Source organism: Streptomyces sp. NPDC007971 (assembly GCF_042958635.1).
In the GTDB taxonomy this organism is placed as follows: Bacteria; Actinomycetota; Actinomycetes; order Streptomycetales; family Streptomycetaceae; genus Streptomyces.
In genome coordinates this window covers 1-14,317 of the sequence record NZ_JBIBJK010000008.1, presented here as the reverse complement: position 1 = coordinate 14,317, position 14,317 = coordinate 1, and the positions used below count along the sequence as shown (strand labels likewise).

Genomic DNA, 14,317 nt, shown 5'->3' with positions numbered 1-14,317 from the left:
TGTTGCAGAACCGATTCGCCTGAGGGAACGGAGACGCATGTGCTGAGCTGGGCCGCGCGGGAGCAGAGCGGTACAGCCCCGCAGAACGGACAGGTAGCCTTTTCCCCGTGCCCCGTCTGTCTGAAGTCATCGCCGCGCTGGAGACCCTGTGGCCCGCCGAGCGGGCCGAGTCCTGGGACGCGGTCGGCACGGTCGTGGGCGACCCCGGCCAGGAGGTCACCCGGGTCCTGTTCGCCGTGGACCCCGTCCAGGAGATCGTCGACGAAGCGGTGAAGCTCGGCGCCGACCTGCTGGTCACCCACCACCCGCTCTACCTGCGCGGTACGACCACGGTCGCGGCCACGCACTTCAAGGGCCGGGTCGTGCACACGCTCATCAAGAACGACATCGCGCTGCACGTCGCCCACACCAACGCCGACACGGCCGACCCGGGCGTCTCCGACGCCCTCGCCGGGGCGCTGGACCTGAGGGTCGTACGCCCCCTCGTGCCGGACCCGGCCGACCCCGAAGGCCGCCGCGGCCTGGGTCGCATCTGCGAGCTGGACCATCCGCTGAGCCTCGCCGAGCTGGCCGCCCGGGCCGCCGAGCGGCTGCCCGCCACCGCGCAGGGCATCCGGGTGGCCGGCGACCCCGGGGCGGTCATCCGCACGATCGCCGTCAGCGGCGGCTCCGGCGACAGCCTCTTCGACCAGGTCCGCGCGGCCGGCGTCGACGCCTTCCTCACCGCGGACCTGCGCCACCACCCGGCCTCCGAGGCCGTCGCCCACAGTCCTCTCGCGCTGCTCGACGCGGCGCACTGGGCCACCGAGTGGCCCTGGTGCGAGCTGGCCGCAGCCCAGCTCGACGAGATCTCCGACCGTCACGGCTGGGACCTCAGGGTCCATGTCTCCAAGACGGTCACCGACCCCTGGACCGCCCACGCGGCGTCCTCCGTCCTCACCCACCCGTCGCCCACCACCGCCCTTCCCACGAGCGCTTCGAGCGCCTCTTCCGATACAACGGGAGCCCCCAACTGAACGCCGCGCCCGCCGACCAGATCCGACTCCTCGACGTCCAGTCCCTCGACGTCCGCCTGCAGCAGCTGGCGTACAAGCGGAAGTCCCTGCCCGAGCACGCCGAGATCGAGTCGCTGACCAAGGACCTGACGCAGCTGCGCGACCTCTTGGTCGCCGCGCAGACCGAGGAGAGCGACTGCGCCCGTGAGCAGACCAAGGCCGAGCAGGACGTGGACCAGGTGCGCCAGCGCGCCGCCCGCGACCAGCAGCGCCTGGACTCCGGCGCGGTCACCTCGCCGAAGGACCTGTCCAACCTCCAGCACGAGATCGCCTCGCTCGCCAAGCGGCAGGGCGACCTGGAGGACGTCGTCCTGGAGGTCATGGAGCGCCGCGAGGCCGCGCAGGAGCGGGCCCGTGAGCTGACCGAGCGGGTCGCCTCCGTCCAGGCGAAGATCGACGACGCGGGCAGCCGCCGGGACGCCGCGTTCGAGGAGATCGACGGCGAGGCCGCCACGGTGACCAAGGAGCGCGAGGTCATCGCCGGCACCGTTCCCGCGGACCTGCTCAAGCTGTACGACAAACTGCGCCAGCAGCAGGGCGGCATCGGCGCGGCCAAGCTGTACGCCCGCACCTGCCAGGGTTGCCGCCAGGAGCTGGCGATCACCGAGCTGAGCGAGATCCGCGCGGCGGCGCCGGACACGGTGGTCCGCTGCGAGAACTGCCGCCGCATCCTGGTGCGCACGGCCGAGTCGGGTCTGTAGGGAGCCTGCGCGGTGCGGGAGTTCATCGTCGAGGCCGACGGCGGGTCGCGGGGCAACCCGGGGCCCGCGGGCTACGGGGCCGTGGTCAGCGACGCGGCGACGGGGGAGGTCCTGGCCGAGGCCGCCGAGTACATCGGCGTCGCCACGAACAACGTGGCCGAGTACCGGGGCCTGCTGGCCGGCCTGCGCGCGGCGCACGCCCTCGACCCCACCGCGAGGGTCGGCGTCCGGATGGACTCCAAGCTCGCCGTCGAGCAGATGTCGGGCCGCTGGAAGATCAAGCACCCCGACCTGAAGCCGCTCGCGACCGAGGCGCGCCGGATCTTCCCGCCGGAGCGCATCACCTACGAGTGGATCCCGCGGGAACGCAACAAGCACGCCGACCGCCTGGCCAACGAGGCGATGGACGCGGGGGCGAAGGGCGAGCAGTGGACCCCGTCCGGGTCCCGCGCCGCCCTGGACACCCCAGCGGCCGCCCCGGAGCCGCCGGGCCCACCGGGCGACGCGACAGCAGGCGCGGCAAAGGCCCGAGCGGCCCTGACCCGCACCAGAACACCCGCCACGGCCGATACGTCTGCCGCTAGGGCCGATACGTCTGCCGCCACGGCCGGCGCGCCCGCCGCTGCGGCTGACGCGTCAGGTGCAGCCGCAGCAGCCGCTTCGGCCGAGGCAGCCGGTTCAGCCGAGGCAGCCGCTCCGGCCGACGCGGCCGAGGGCAGCCGTGCCGCTGGGGCGCCGGGGGTCCCGCCGCTCGACCGAAGCCGTGAGCGGGCGACGGCGGACGCGGCGGCCCTTTCCTGTGAGCAGCGCTCCACGGCCCCGGCCCCCGGCGATCAGTCCCCTGCCGGCAGCCGAGGGGGACACCCGGCCACCTCCGGCGAGCAACGGCCCGGCTGGAGCGCCGCCCCCGACATGGGCGCCCCCGCCACCTTCGTCCTCCTCCGCCACGGCGAAACCCCCCTCACCCCCCAGAAGCGCTTCTCCGGCAGCGGCGGCACCGACCCCTCCCTCTCCGACGCCGGTCGCGAGCAGGCCCGCCGTGTCGCCGAGGCACTCGCCAGGCGCGGCACGATCCAGGCGATCCTCGCCTCCCCGCTCGCCCGCACCCGGGAGACCGCCGGCATCGTGGCCGCCCGTCTGGGCCTGGACGTGACGGTCGAGGACGGCCTGCGCGAGACGGACTTCGGCGCCTGGGAGGGCCTCACCTTCGGCGAGGTCCGTGAGCGCCACCCGGACGACCTGAACGTCTGGCTCGCCGACCCTCAGGCCCACCCCACCGGCGGCGGCGAGAGCTTCGCGGAGACCGGCACCCGGATGGAGGCCACCCGTCGCAGGCTGGTCGCGGCGTACGCCGGCCGCACGGTCCTGCTGGTCACGCACGTCACCCCGATCAAGACCCTCGTGCGGCTGGCCCTCGGCGCTCCGCCCGAGTCGATGTTCCGCATGGAACTGTCCGCCGCCTCCCTGTCGGCGGTGGCGTACTACGCGGACGGCAACGCGAGCGTGCGGCTCTTCAACGACACGTCCCACCTGCGTCCCTGAGTCCCGCGGCGCCCCGCGCCAGCTCCTCGACGCGGGCCCAGTCCCCGGCGGCCACCGCGTCCGCCGGGGCCATCCAACTGCCGCCCACGCAGCCGACGTTGGGCAGGGAGAGGTACTCCGGCGCGGTCACCGGACCGATGCCGCCGGTCGGGCAGAAGCGGGCCTGCGGCAGCGGGCCGGCCAGCGACTTCAGGTAGGCCGTGCCGCCCGCCGCCTGCGCCGGGAAGAACTTCATCTCCCTCACCCCGCGCTCCAGCAGTGCGACGACCTCCGAGGTGGTCGACACGCCGGGCAGGAACGGCACCCCGGACCCGCGCATCGCCTCCAGCAGGGCGACCGTCCACCCCGGACTGACCAGGAACCGCGCCCCGGCCGCCACGCACCGCGCCACCTGCTCCGGCGTGATGACCGTGCCCGCCCCGACCACGGCGTCCGGCACCTCGTCGGCGATCGCCCGGATCGCGTCCAGCGCGGCCGGGGTCCGGAGGGTCACCTCGATCGCGGGCAGCCCGCCGGCCACCAGGGCCCGCGCCAGCGGTACGGCGACGGCGGCGTCCGGCACGACCACCACGGGGACGACGGGTGCGAGATCCAGCACGGAGGCAGCCGAAGAGGAGGGCAGCGGCGAGGTCATGCCCTCATCGTGCCCACGAACAGCACTATGCGCAAAGGTCATTGCGCATGCTGCAATGAGTTGGCCGACGGCCCCGGTCGATGGCCTCCCGGAGGCAGGCGAGGCAGGCGACGGCCTCCCGAGGCAGGCGACGGCCTCCCGAGGTAGGCGATGGCCTCCCGACGCAGGCGACGGCCGCTCGGAAGGCCTGCCTGCCGGCCTCCGGCCCGTCATCCGATCCCTTCGGAAGGCCTGTCGACCGGCCTCCGCCCGTCAGCCGGCCCCTAGTGGATCTCCTCCACCAGCACGTCCAGCGCCCACGGCTTCCCCGCCTTCCCGGGCGCCTGCGTCTCCACCTCGTACCCGAGGTCCCGCAGCGCGTCCACCAGCGCGGCCGGGTCCTGGGGAGCGGCCCCGGCCGACAGCAGGCTCCGTACGATCCGGCCCTTCGTCGCCTTGTTGAAGTGGCTGACGACCTTCCGCGTCGGCGCGTGCAGCACCCGTACGGTCGCCGTCCGCCCGGCGACCTCGCCCTTCGGCTTCCAGGCCGCCGCATAGGCAGCCGAGCGCAGGTCCAGCACCAGTGCGTCGCCCGCCGCCTCGGGCAGCACCTCGGCCATCGGCGCACGCCAGTGACCGGCCAGCGCTCCGAGCCCCGGCAGCTTCACGCCCATCGAGCAGCGGTAGGAGGGGATCCGGTCCGTCACCCGCACCGCGCCCCACAGCCCGGAGAAGACCAGTAGCGAGCGCGCGGCGCGCTTCTTCGCGGCCGCGTCCAGCGAGGCCAGGCCGAGCGCGTCGTACAGGACACCGGTGTAGATCTCCCCGGCGGGGCGGGCACCGGCCGTGCGCAGTCCGGCGTTCTTCGCGATCTCGCCGCGCAGTCCCTCGCTCAGCCCGAGCACCTCGCGCGCCTTCTCGTTCTGCTCGGGGTCCCCGGCGCACAGCTCGACCAGCTCCCCGAGGACGGCCTCCCGCGCGCCGGTCAGCCCCGGCAGGGACAGCGACTCCGGCTTCAGCGGGGCGCCACGGCCCGAGGACGCCTTGCCTTCCGAGGGCGGCAGCAGGACAAGCACACGTACTCCTTACGTAGACCTCCGCGCAAGGGTACGGCTTTCGCCGTGACCGCCCGGGGGCACCGCCCCGGACCCCCGTTCGGCCGGAACGGCCCCGTCCGCGAAGGCCGGACGGGCCGCTTTGTGCCTACGCTCGGTGGTATGCCCCGCCGCCCCATCCGCGTGACCGGCGCCCCCGAGGCCCCTCTGAGGGTCGCCCTCGCCGCGCTCCGCGACGGCCTCGGCATCCCGGAGAGCTTCCCGGCCGGGGTCCGGGAGGAGGCGGAGCGCGCGGCCAAGGCGCCCGCCCTGCCGTCGCACGACGCCACGGACATCCCCTTCTTCACCGTCGACCCGCCCGCCTCCGACGACCTCGACCAGGCGATGCACCTGTCCCGGCGGGGCACCGGCTACCGGGTCCGGTACGCCATCGCCGACGTCGCCGCGTTCGTCGCACCCGGCGGCGCCCTGGACGCGGAGGCGCACCGGCGGGTGAACACGCTCTACTTCCCGGACCGGCAGATCCCGCTGCACCCCGCCGTGCTCGGCGAGGGCGCCGCGAGCCTGCTGCCCGGACAGCCGCGGCCGTCCGTGCTGTGGACCCTCGACCTGGACGCGGAGGGCCGTACCGTCGCCGTCGACGTGCGCCGGGCCCTGGTCCGCAGCCGGGCGAAGCTCGACTACGCCGGTGTGCAGCGCCGGATCGACGACGGGACGGCCGAGGAACCGGTCGCGCTGCTCGGCGAGATCGGCCGCGCCCGCGAGGCGCTGGAGGTGGAGCGCGGCGGCATCTCCCTCAACGTCCCCGAGCAGGAGATCACCGAACGGGACCACACCTACGAGCTGGCCTATCGCGCCCCGCTGCCCGCCGACGGCTGGAACGCCCAGATCTCCCTGCTCACCGGGATGGCCGCCGCCGACCTGATGCTGAGCGCCGGCAACGGCGTCCTGCGCACCCTCCCGGCCGCCCCCGACGGCGCGGTGGCCCGGCTGCGCCGTACCGCGACGGCCCTGCACATCGAGTGGCCGCACCATGTGTCGTACGCGGCGCTGATCCGCACCCTCGACCCGCACCGACCCCGGCACGCGGCCTTCCTCCAGGAGTGCACGACCCTGCTGCGCGGCGCGGGCTACACGGTCTTCCGGGACGGGCAGCTGCCCGCGATCACCACGCACGCCGCCGTCGCCGCCCCCTACACCCACTGCACCGCCCCGCTGCGCCGCCTGGCCGACCGCTACGCCTGCGAGCTGTGCCTCGCGGCCGCGGCCGGCCACGCCCCGCCCGACTGGGTGCTCGCCGCGCTCGACGCCCTGCCCCGGCAGATGGCCGAGGGCAGCCGCCGCGCGGCCACCGTCGAGCGGGAGTGCATCGACCTGGTCGAGGCCGCCCTTCTGGAGGACCGGGTCGGAGACCTCTTCGAGGCCTGTGTGGTGGAGCTCTCGGACCACCAACCAGCCTCCGGAACCGTGCAGTTGGCGTCCCCGGCCGTCATCGGGCGGATCGAGGGCGAGCATCTGACGCTCGGGCAGCGCCTGCGGGTCCGGCTCACCCGGGCGGATCCGGGGACGGCGAAGGCCCTGTTCGTGCCCGCGTGAGGGCGCCCACGAGCGCCCGCGCGTCGTCGGCGTGCAGCCGGACCACCCCGACCTCACGGGGACGGCCGAGGAGCGGCACATGGGCGACGGGCGTGCGGAGTTCGAGCGTGACGGAGGTCTGCGAGCCCACCGCCAGGTCCAGTTCGCCCTCGGCGGGCCGGTGCGTGATCCGGGTCTCCCGGCGGACGGCGCGGAGCGCCTCCAGGGGTATGCGCAGGTCCACGTGGACCCCTTGGCGGACGCGCAGGGCGTCCGGGGTCAGGACGTGCGGGCGCACCACGCCGGCCGCGTGCAGGCCGACGACGAGCAGCACCGTGTAGACGTCCAGGGCCAGCACCACCCGGTGCGCCACGGGCCACTCGCGCAGCAGCACGGCCATGCCGAACGTCTCGACCGCGCACACGACGACCAGACCGGCCATCGTCGCTCCCTGGCCGCGCGCGTACCCGAACGCCCGCCCGCCGTCCGTGCCGTGGGTGCGCCGGGTCGCCCAGAGGGCGAGGCTCGTCCACAGCCGCGCCTCGTGCCGGACCAGGCCGCGGACGATCCTCATGGCCGCTCCCCGGTGAGGAGATGGAGGGCGCGGCGGACGGCCTCCGCCTGCGCGGGTGCGAAGTCGGCGTAGAACGCCCGCAGGAAGGCGTCGTGCTCGCCGACGTCCTCGGCCCGGAGCAACTCGGCGGGGATGCAGGCGGCCAGCGCCCGCGCGGCCCGCTCCACACCGGGGTCGCCCGTCTTCGCGTCCGCGAGCGCGTCGAGCAGCGCGTACGCCTCCTGCACCCGCGCCAGGACGTCCGGGTCGTCCAGGGCGCCGCGCAGCGCGGACAGCAGTCGCTCGCGGGCCTCGGGGGCGGCCGTGGTCTCGATCAGGGCGAGCATCTCGCGGTCCTTGGCGGCCATCGGGGAGCCCGTGTCGGGCAGCCCCGCGAGCAGGCGGGCCAGCTCGGGGGAGAGCGGTCCCCAGGCGGACGGCTCCCCGGCGGTGCCGGCCTCCAGGAGCGCCCGCAGCCGCTGCCGGCGCTCCCGGACCGCCGCCTCCTGCCGGGCGAGGTCCTCGTCCAGCTCGGTGAGCACCTCCGCCAGGTCCTTGCCGGCGTCGTCGGCGAGCACGTCCCGTACCTCGGCCAGGCCCACCCCCAGCTCGGTCAGGCGCCGGATCCGGGCGAGGACGACGGCGTGCCGCAGGGTGTAGTTCCGGTATCCGTTGGACAGCCGCTCGGGTTCGGGCAGCAGGCCCAGGTGGTGGTAGTGCCGTACCGCGCGCGTCGTGACGCCGACCGCGGCGGCGAGTTCTCCGATCCGCATGGGACCAGTACAGACGTTGACGTCGCGGCAGGGTCAAGCGGACGGCCGGACGGTGGCCAGGGGGGTGCCGAGCCAGCGCTCCAGGGCCCCGGGCAGTGCGCTGCCGTCGTCCCCGGTGTCCGCCGCCCAGGCCACGAACCCGTCCGGCCGTACGAACAGCGCGGCCAGACCCGGCCGGGCGGGGCAGGAGGTGGTCAGGACGTCCAGCCGGTCGCCGTACGCCTCGGCGCGGGCGCGCAGCCCGGCGTCGTCCGCGAGGTCGAGGAGGAGGGCCCGGCCGGTGTGCAGCCGGTCGCCGAGCCGGGTGCCGTCGGCCAGTACCAGGTCGGGGGCGCTGCGGCCGGTCAGCGGGTGGTCGCCGGGCAGGTCGTGGGTCTGCCAGACGCCGGAGATCTTCGTGACCAGGTAGGTGGTGCCGGTGGTGGTCAGCGCCATGTCCGTCACCACGCGGCGCAGGGCGCGGGCGTGCCGGTCGGGGCGCATCAGGGCGATCTGCGCGCGGGTCCAGTCGAGCACCCAGGCGCCGATCGGATGCCGTTCGGCGGTGTAGCTGTCGAGCAGGGACTCCGGCGCCCGGCCGGACACCACGGCGGCGAGCTTCCAGCCCAGGTTCATCGCGTCCCCGATGCCGAGGTTGAGCCCCTGTCCGCCGAACGGCGAGTGCACGTGCGCCGCGTCGCCCGCGAGCAGGACACGGCCCTTGCGGTAGTCGGTGGCCTGCCGGGCGTTGTCGGTGAACCGGGTCGCCGAGATCACCTTCGTGACGGCCACCTCCGGCACCTGCGACACCCGGCGCAGGCTCGCCTGGAGCTCCTCGGCGGTGACGGGTGCCGAGCGGTCGGCGGGCGGCCCGTCGAACTCCACGGTGAGGATGCGACCGGGGAAGGGCCCGTGGGCGTACGTCCCGACCTCGGTGGTGTTCCAGCCCTTGCCGAGCCGCTCGGCGCCGGTCAGCTCCACGACGGCCTGGTAGCCGGTGATCTCCGGGGCCGTACCGGGGAAGTCGAACCCGGCGAGCTTGCGGACCGTGCTGCGGCCGCCGTCGCAGCCGACCAGCCAGCCGGCCCGGATCTCCTCGGCGCCGCCGTCGCCGCCGAGGCGCACGGTCACCCCGTCACCGTCACCGTCACCGTCCCCGTCCGCGGCGAAACCGGTCAGCTCCACGCCCCGGCGCACCTCGACGCCCAGTTCCTCGGCGCGCTCGGCCAGGATCCGCTCCAACTCGGCCTGCGGCACGCCGAGTCCGGCCTCGGCGGCCGGGCCTACGTCCGACCAGGCGGGGTCGGAGCCGTCGAACAGATCGGGGTTCATCATGATCCCGGCGAAGTGCCCGGCGAACTTCGGCGGAATCCTGTGCCCGTTCCCGGCGGCGCGCATGCGCTCCCGTGCGGCCTCCCACACGACCGCCATGGCGGGCAGCAGCCCCCGCCGGTAGAAGGCCACCGCGCTCGGGATGTTGACCGCGCCCGCCTTGATCGTCCGGTCGATCTCGGTCAGCCGCTCCACGACCAGCACCCGGGCCCCGCCGAGCCGCAGCTCGCAGCCGAGGAACAGCCCCACCGGCCCGGCGCCGGCCACTACCACGTCGTAATCCGTCGTCGTCATGAGCATCACTATAGTCACTAAAAGTTTTGATCGGCTATAGTTTTCTCATGACGGATGACGGCGTGACGGGTGATGGCCTGGCGGGCGAAGGCGCGACGGCCGGCGGCCTGGCGGGTGAAGGTGTGACAGCCGGCCGTCCGGCGGGCGACGAAGAGGCGGCGCTCCCTCTGAGGGAGCGCAAGAAGCGGCAGACGAGGCAGCGGATCTCCGACGTGGCGACGGTGCTGTTCGTGGAGCGCGGCTTCGACAAGGTGACCGTCGCCGAGATCGCCCGGGCGGCCGGCGTCTCCACCATGACGGTCTTCAACTACTTCCCGCGCAAGGAGGACCTGTTCCTCGACCGCATCCCGGAGGCCGTCGAGGTCTTCAGTGAAGCGGTGCGCCGACGCGGCCCCGGCGAGACCCCGCTCGCCGCGCTGCGCCGCCTCGCCCTCGAACTCCTCGATGCACGGCACCCGTTGAGCGGCATCGCCGACCGCTTCCCGCCCTTCTGGCGGATCGTCCTCGACTCGCCCGGTCTGCGTGCCCGCGCCCGGGAAGGGGTCGAGGAGGTGGAGGCGGCGCTCGCCGCGGCCTTCGCCGATGCGGGGGTCGCGGCTCCGGACCTCCTCGCGGCCCTGACGGTCGCCGCCTATCGCTCGGTGTACGTCGCCTCCGCGCGCCGCCTGCTCGCGGGGGAGCGGGCGGAGGGGATCGCCGAGGATCACCGGGCCCGGATCGGGGCGGCCTTCGACGCGCTGGAGCGGACGCTGCTGCAGGAGGGCGGAGAGCGGACCCTTGACGGCTAACACTGTTAGCCGTACGGTCGTGGTTAACGGCGTTAGCCAGCAGGGCTGGTGACCAGGTCCGCCGGCCTCGGCGCCGCACGACCGCATCTCCCTCGGAGGCAGCCATGACCAGCGCGACCACCGTCACCCCGTCCCGCTCCACCGGCTCCACCCGCTCCACCGGCTCCACCCGCACCGCCGTCCGCCGCACGGCCTGGCTGGCGAGCGCCCTGTTCTGGTCGGCCTTCGCCGTGCTCGAAGGCGTCAACCACGGCTGGCTCGCGGGCGGGGCGGCCCTCCTCTTCCTCGTCCTGCCCGACCTCACCTTCCTCGTCGCCCTGGACGAGGCGCCCCGCATGGCCAAGGGGCAGCTGCCGCCGCGCGCGGTGCCGTACTACAACGCCATGCACCGCGCCCTGATCCCCTTCGCGCTGCTGCTCGTCTACGCCGTCGCCCCCTTCGCCTGGGCCCCCGCCTTCGCGGCCCTGTGCGGCTGGCTCGCCCACATCTCGTACGATCGCGCCTTCGGATACGGACTGCGCACGAAGGAGGGCTTCCAGCGTGGCTGAGCGCCTGACACCGAGGGCACGGGAGGTCGCCGCGGCCGCCCGCGCCCTCCTGGAGGAGTCCGGGGCCGCCGCCCTCACCATGCGCACCCTCGCCGACCGCCTCGGCATCAAGGCCCCCTCCCTCTACAAGCACTTCCCGGACAAGCACGCCGTCGAGGTCGAACTGACCGCACAGCTGCTCACCGAGACGGCCGAGACCCTGGAGGCCGCCGAGGCCGGCGCCCCCGGCAACCTGGACGTGCTCGCCGAGGCCTACCGTGCCTACGCCCTCGCCCACCCCCACCTGTACTGCCTGGGCACCGAACGCCCCCTGCCGCGCACCGAACTCCCCGTCGGCCTGGAGGACCGGGCCGCCCTGCCGCTGCTGCGGACGTGCGCCGGCGACCAGGACCTCGCCCGCGCCGTCTGGGCCTTCGCCCACGGCATGGTGATCCTGGAGATCCACGGCCGGTTTCCCGCAGACGCCGACCTGGACGCGGCATGGAAGCGGGGCCTGAAGGCGTTGCAGCGGTAGGAGAAGGCAGCACGGCGGCAGCAGCTGTGGCAAGACGGCAGCGCAGCAGCAGCGATAGCAGACGGCTGGGCGGCCGCAGCGGCAGGAGCAGGCGGTACGGCAGCAACAGCGGTGGCAGACAGCGCCGCATTGGCAGACAGCGGCGGCAGCCGGAGCCGGAGCAGCGGCGGCCGGCGGTACGGCAGTCGCAGCGGCGGCAGGCAGTGCGGCAGTCGCAGCGGCGGTAACGCCGTCCCGGCGGTGGCAGGCAGTACGGCAAGGGGGTGCACGATGGCGGAAGAGGCGCTGTGGACGCGGGCCAGGCTCGGACGTTGCGGACCCCCGCTCGACCTCCTGACCGCGAGCTTCCGCAGGCACGTCTACGCCCCGCACGCGCACGAGGAGTACACCGTGGGCGTGTGCGTCGGCGGCTGTGAGGTCATCGACTACCGGGGCGGCCACATCCGAACCGGCCCCGGCACGATCGTCGTCCTCGAACCCGGCGAGATGCACACCGGCGGACCCGGCACCACCACCGACGGCTACGCCTACCGCGCCCTGTACGCCGAGCCCTCCCTGCTGGCCGACGGCACCCTCGGCGGCCTCCCGCACTTCCGTGAACCCCTCCTGGACGACCCCGAACTGGCCGCCGCCCTCCGCCTGACCCACGCCGAACTCAGCGCCTGCCCCGATCCGCTGGAGGCTGAATCCCGCCTCCCCTGGCTGCTCACGGCCCTGGCCCACCGCCACTCCACGGCGAGACCGGTGTCCGACCACGTCCCGGGCGCGGCAGCGGTCGCCCTGACCGTCCGCGACCGCCTGGCCGACGAACTCACCGCCCCGCCCTCCCTCGCCCTGCTCGCGGCCGACCTGGGCCTGTCCCGCTACCAGCTCCTGCGGGCCTTCCGTACGACGATGGGGATACCCCCGTACGCCTGGCTCGCCCAGCACCGGGTGGCCCGGGCCCGCGGCCTCCTCGAAGCGGGCCTGCGCCCGGCCGAGGTGGCGGGCCTGGTGGGCTTCGCCGACCAGGCGCACCTGACGCGATGGTTCCGCAGGGTGCTCGGGGTGACCCCGGCGGCCTATCGCAACAGCGTTCAAGACAGCTGAGGAAGGGGCGGCCGAAACTCGCCGTATGACTGCACGCGGCTGGTTCCTGTTCTCCCTGATGGGAGTGGTCTGGGGCATCCCTTATCTGATGATCAAGGTGGCGGTGGACGCGGTGTCCCCGCCGGTGGTGGTGTTCACGCGCTGCGCGCTCGGCGCGGCCCTGCTGCTCCCCTTCGCCCTGCGCCAGGGCGGCCTCGCCGGGACCGTCCGGACCCACTGGCGCCCCATGCTGGCGTTCGCGGCCCTGGAGATCATGGGCCCCTGGTTCACCCTCACCGACGCCGAACGGCACCTGTCCAGTTCGACGGCGGGCCTGCTGATAGCGGGCGTACCGATCGTCGGACTCCTGGTCTCGCGCCTCTTCGTCCCGTCGGACGCGGAACACCTGGGAGCCCGCCGCGTCACGGGACTGATGCTGGGCCTGGCGGGCGTGACGGTCCTGACCCTCCCGCACCTGACCGGCGGCGACTCCCTCTCCCTGGCAGAGGTCCTGGTGACGGTCCTGGGTTACGCGACGGCGCCCCTGATAGCCGCACGCAGCCTGAAGAACGTCCCGTCCCTGCACCTCACGGCGGCATGCCTGACCCTGGCGGCCCTGGTCTACGCCCCCGCGGCGGCCCTGACCCGCCCGTCCTCCCTCCCGTCCCCCTCGGTCCTGGCGGCCCTGGCGGGCCTGGGGGTGATCTGCACGGCGGTGGCCTTCGTGGCGTTCCTGGAGCTGATCAAGGAGGCGGGCCCGACGCGGGCGACGGTGATCACCTACGTCAACCCGGCGGTGGCGGTGGCGGCGGGCGCCCTGTTCCTGGGCGAAGCGCTGACCGGCACCGTGCTGGCCGCCTTCGCCCTCATCCTGACGGGCTCGGTCCTGGCGACGGCGGCCTCCGGTCCGCGCCGGTCCACCCGCCCGGTACCATGGTCGACACGGCAGACGAGCCGGGCGGACGGCCGCGTGGAGTCCCCCTAGGGGGCTTCCCGAGGAACGTCCGGGCTCCACAGGGCAGGGTGGTGGCTAACGGCCACCCGGGGTGACCCGCGGGACAGTGCCACAGAAAGCAGACCGCCGGGGACCTCGGTCCTCGGTAAGGGTGAAACGGTGGTGTAAGAGACCACCAGTGCCCAGGGTGACCTGGGCAGCTAGGTAAACCCCACCCGGAGCAAGGTCAAGAGGAGCGCCGTAAGACGCGCTCTGCGCGGACGTTCGAGGGCTGCCCGCCCGAGTCCGCGGGTAGACCGCACGAGGCCGGCGGCAACGTCGGCCCTAGATGGATGGCCGTCGCCGAGGGGCCCGCGAGGACCCCTCGGAACAGAACCCGGCGTACAGCCCGACTCGTCTGCCTCCTCCTGCGCGGGAGGAGAGGCTTCACCCTCCGGCTCACGACGATGGTCCGAGCGGCCGGTCCCGCACCCTCTTCAGGTGTTGCTCGAAGACCTCCCGCGCCTGCGGTGTCAGTGTGCGCAGTGCCACCAGGGCCGTGATCACGACGTCGCACAGTTCGGACTCGACGTCCTCCCACGCATGCGTGACCCCCTTGCGCGGGTTCTGGCCGGTCGCGCCGATCACCGCCTCGGCGACCTCGCCGACCTCCTCCGAGAGTTTGAGGATGCGCAGCAGCACGCCCTCCTGCCCGGCGTGCCTGCGCGTCTCCTCCAGGCGGCTCCAGAGTTCGTCGATCGTCGGCCAGAAGTCCCGGAGGGCAGGGGCCGCGGAGGTGTCCTGATCGGTCATGCCCGGCAGCCTGCCATTCCCCGCAGTCTGCCGTGTCCGGAATGGGCCAGTACCCCGGATGAGCCGGTGTTCCGGACGGCCTAGTTGTATTGCCCTGTGAGGTTGGGGACGCGGCTGGCGGGTGGTTGGCCCTTGAGCGCGGTGTGTCCGCGGTGGTGATTGTAGGTGTGCAGCCACTCG

The 14,317-nt window shown here is 74.0% G+C and carries 14 protein-coding genes, 1 other RNA gene and 2 pseudogenes; 10 read left to right on the top strand and 7 right to left on the bottom strand.

What is annotated here, in order from left to right:
* The first annotated feature begins 107 nt into the window (after positions 1–107).
* From ACFZCP_RS17975 to ACFZCP_RS17965, 3 genes are read left to right on the top strand one after another with little or no spacing between them, the layout of a single operon-like run.
* The gene (locus tag ACFZCP_RS17975; protein WP_391427979.1) at positions 108–1,016 is read left to right on the top strand and encodes a Nif3-like dinuclear metal center hexameric protein; all 909 of its coding nucleotides are present in this window, start codon (positions 108–110) and stop codon (positions 1,014–1,016) included.
* The gene (locus ACFZCP_RS17970) at positions 1,013–1,756 is read left to right on the top strand and encodes a C4-type zinc ribbon domain-containing protein (protein ID WP_391428318.1); all 744 of its coding nucleotides are present in this window, start codon (positions 1,013–1,015) and stop codon (positions 1,754–1,756) included. The genes ACFZCP_RS17975 and ACFZCP_RS17970 overlap by 4 nt, the downstream gene beginning before the upstream one ends.
* Positions 1,757–1,768: 12 nt before the next feature.
* Positions 1,769–3,298 carry a bifunctional RNase H/acid phosphatase gene (locus tag ACFZCP_RS17965; protein WP_391427978.1) on the top strand — a complete coding sequence of 510 codons (1,530 nt, stop codon included), beginning with the start codon at positions 1,769–1,771 and terminating at the stop codon, positions 3,296–3,298.
* Here ACFZCP_RS17965 and eda read toward each other — a convergent pair.
* Complete coding sequence (gene eda, locus ACFZCP_RS17960; protein ID WP_391427977.1) at positions 3,270–3,932, bottom strand: bifunctional 4-hydroxy-2-oxoglutarate aldolase/2-dehydro-3-deoxy-phosphogluconate aldolase; 663 nt, start codon at positions 3,930–3,932, stop codon at positions 3,270–3,272. The genes ACFZCP_RS17965 and eda overlap by 29 nt on opposite strands.
* Positions 3,933–4,195: 263 nt before the next feature.
* Entirely contained in the window at positions 4,196–4,987 is a 792-nt protein-coding gene (gene yaaA, locus ACFZCP_RS17955) for a peroxide stress protein YaaA (protein ID WP_391427976.1), read from the bottom strand.
* 141 nt (positions 4,988–5,128) lie between these two features.
* Between yaaA and ACFZCP_RS17950 the strand changes: the two genes are divergently transcribed.
* Positions 5,129–6,562 carry an RNB domain-containing ribonuclease gene (locus ACFZCP_RS17950; protein WP_391427975.1) on the top strand — a complete coding sequence of 478 codons (1,434 nt, stop codon included), beginning with the start codon at positions 5,129–5,131 and terminating at the stop codon, positions 6,560–6,562.
* On the opposite strand, the gene ACFZCP_RS17945 is transcribed toward ACFZCP_RS17950, so the two are convergent.
* From ACFZCP_RS17945 to ACFZCP_RS17935, 3 genes are read right to left on the bottom strand one after another with little or no spacing between them, the layout of a single operon-like run.
* Positions 6,513–7,115 (bottom strand): hypothetical protein, encoded by a 603-nt coding sequence (locus tag ACFZCP_RS17945; RefSeq protein ID WP_391427974.1) that lies wholly within the window; start codon positions 7,113–7,115, stop codon positions 6,513–6,515. The genes ACFZCP_RS17950 and ACFZCP_RS17945 overlap by 50 nt on opposite strands.
* Positions 7,112–7,867 (bottom strand): MerR family transcriptional regulator, encoded by a 756-nt coding sequence (locus ACFZCP_RS17940; RefSeq protein ID WP_391427972.1) that lies wholly within the window; start codon positions 7,865–7,867, stop codon positions 7,112–7,114. The genes ACFZCP_RS17945 and ACFZCP_RS17940 overlap by 4 nt, the downstream gene beginning before the upstream one ends.
* A 33-nt stretch (positions 7,868–7,900) precedes the next feature.
* A complete protein-coding gene (locus tag ACFZCP_RS17935) occupies positions 7,901–9,472 on the bottom strand; it encodes an FAD-dependent monooxygenase (protein WP_391427971.1) in 1,572 nt (523 codons plus the stop codon).
* Between the two features lie 47 nt (positions 9,473–9,519).
* On the opposite strand from ACFZCP_RS17935, the gene ACFZCP_RS17930 reads away from it, so the two are divergent.
* The 6 genes and pseudogenes from ACFZCP_RS17930 (at position 9,520) to rnpB (ending at position 13,745) form a co-directional block, all read left to right on the top strand.
* Complete coding sequence (locus tag ACFZCP_RS17930; protein ID WP_391427970.1) at positions 9,520–10,260, top strand: TetR family transcriptional regulator; 741 nt, start codon at positions 9,520–9,522, stop codon at positions 10,258–10,260.
* A 104-nt stretch (positions 10,261–10,364) separates the two neighbouring features.
* Positions 10,365–10,808: a DUF4260 family protein gene (locus tag ACFZCP_RS17925; protein ID WP_391427968.1), complete on the top strand. Its 444-nt coding sequence runs from the start codon at positions 10,365–10,367 to the stop codon at positions 10,806–10,808.
* 4 nt (positions 10,809–10,812) lie between these two features.
* Positions 10,813–11,322, top strand: a complete 510-nt coding sequence (locus ACFZCP_RS17920) for a WHG domain-containing protein (RefSeq protein WP_391428317.1) — start codon at positions 10,813–10,815, stop codon at positions 11,320–11,322.
* Positions 11,323–11,592: 270 nt separating this feature from the next.
* Positions 11,593–12,411, top strand: coding sequence for an AraC family ligand binding domain-containing protein (locus ACFZCP_RS17915; protein WP_391427967.1), 819 nt, complete (start codon positions 11,593–11,595; stop codon positions 12,409–12,411).
* 25 nt (positions 12,412–12,436) lie between these two features.
* A pseudogene (locus tag ACFZCP_RS17910) lies at positions 12,437–13,222 on the top strand (DMT family transporter); the annotation flags it as partial.
* Positions 13,223–13,340: 118 nt separating this feature from the next.
* An RNA gene (gene rnpB / locus ACFZCP_RS17905) (RNase P RNA component class A) lies at positions 13,341–13,745 on the top strand.
* Positions 13,746–13,783: 38 nt separating this feature from the next.
* On the opposite strand, the gene ACFZCP_RS17900 is transcribed toward rnpB, so the two are convergent.
* On the bottom strand, positions 13,784–14,137 hold the full coding sequence (locus ACFZCP_RS17900) for a MazG-like family protein (protein WP_391427966.1): 354 nt from the start codon (positions 14,135–14,137) through the stop codon (positions 13,784–13,786).
* Between the two features lie 80 nt (positions 14,138–14,217).
* A pseudogene (locus ACFZCP_RS17895) lies at positions 14,218–14,317 on the bottom strand (IS481 family transposase); the annotation flags it as partial.

Coding starts and splice junctions, on each gene's coding strand:
- ACFZCP_RS17935 (WP_391427971.1), bottom strand. CDS start 9,472: ATGACGACGACGGATTACGACGTGGTAGTGGCCGGCGCCGGGCCGGTG.
- eda (WP_391427977.1), bottom strand. CDS start 3,932: ATGACCTCGCCGCTGCCCTCCTCTTCGGCTGCCTCCGTGCTGGATCTC.
- ACFZCP_RS17925 (WP_391427968.1), top strand. CDS start 10,365: ATGACCAGCGCGACCACCGTCACCCCGTCCCGCTCCACCGGCTCCACC.
- ACFZCP_RS17945 (WP_391427974.1), bottom strand. CDS start 7,115: ATGAGGATCGTCCGCGGCCTGGTCCGGCACGAGGCGCGGCTGTGGACG.
- ACFZCP_RS17900 (WP_391427966.1), bottom strand. CDS start 14,137: ATGACCGATCAGGACACCTCCGCGGCCCCTGCCCTCCGGGACTTCTGG.
- ACFZCP_RS17930 (WP_391427970.1), top strand. CDS start 9,520: ATGACGGATGACGGCGTGACGGGTGATGGCCTGGCGGGCGAAGGCGCG.
- ACFZCP_RS17940 (WP_391427972.1), bottom strand. CDS start 7,867: ATGCGGATCGGAGAACTCGCCGCCGCGGTCGGCGTCACGACGCGCGCG.
- ACFZCP_RS17950 (WP_391427975.1), top strand. CDS start 5,129: ATGCCCCGCCGCCCCATCCGCGTGACCGGCGCCCCCGAGGCCCCTCTG.
- ACFZCP_RS17915 (WP_391427967.1), top strand. CDS start 11,593: ATGGCGGAAGAGGCGCTGTGGACGCGGGCCAGGCTCGGACGTTGCGGA.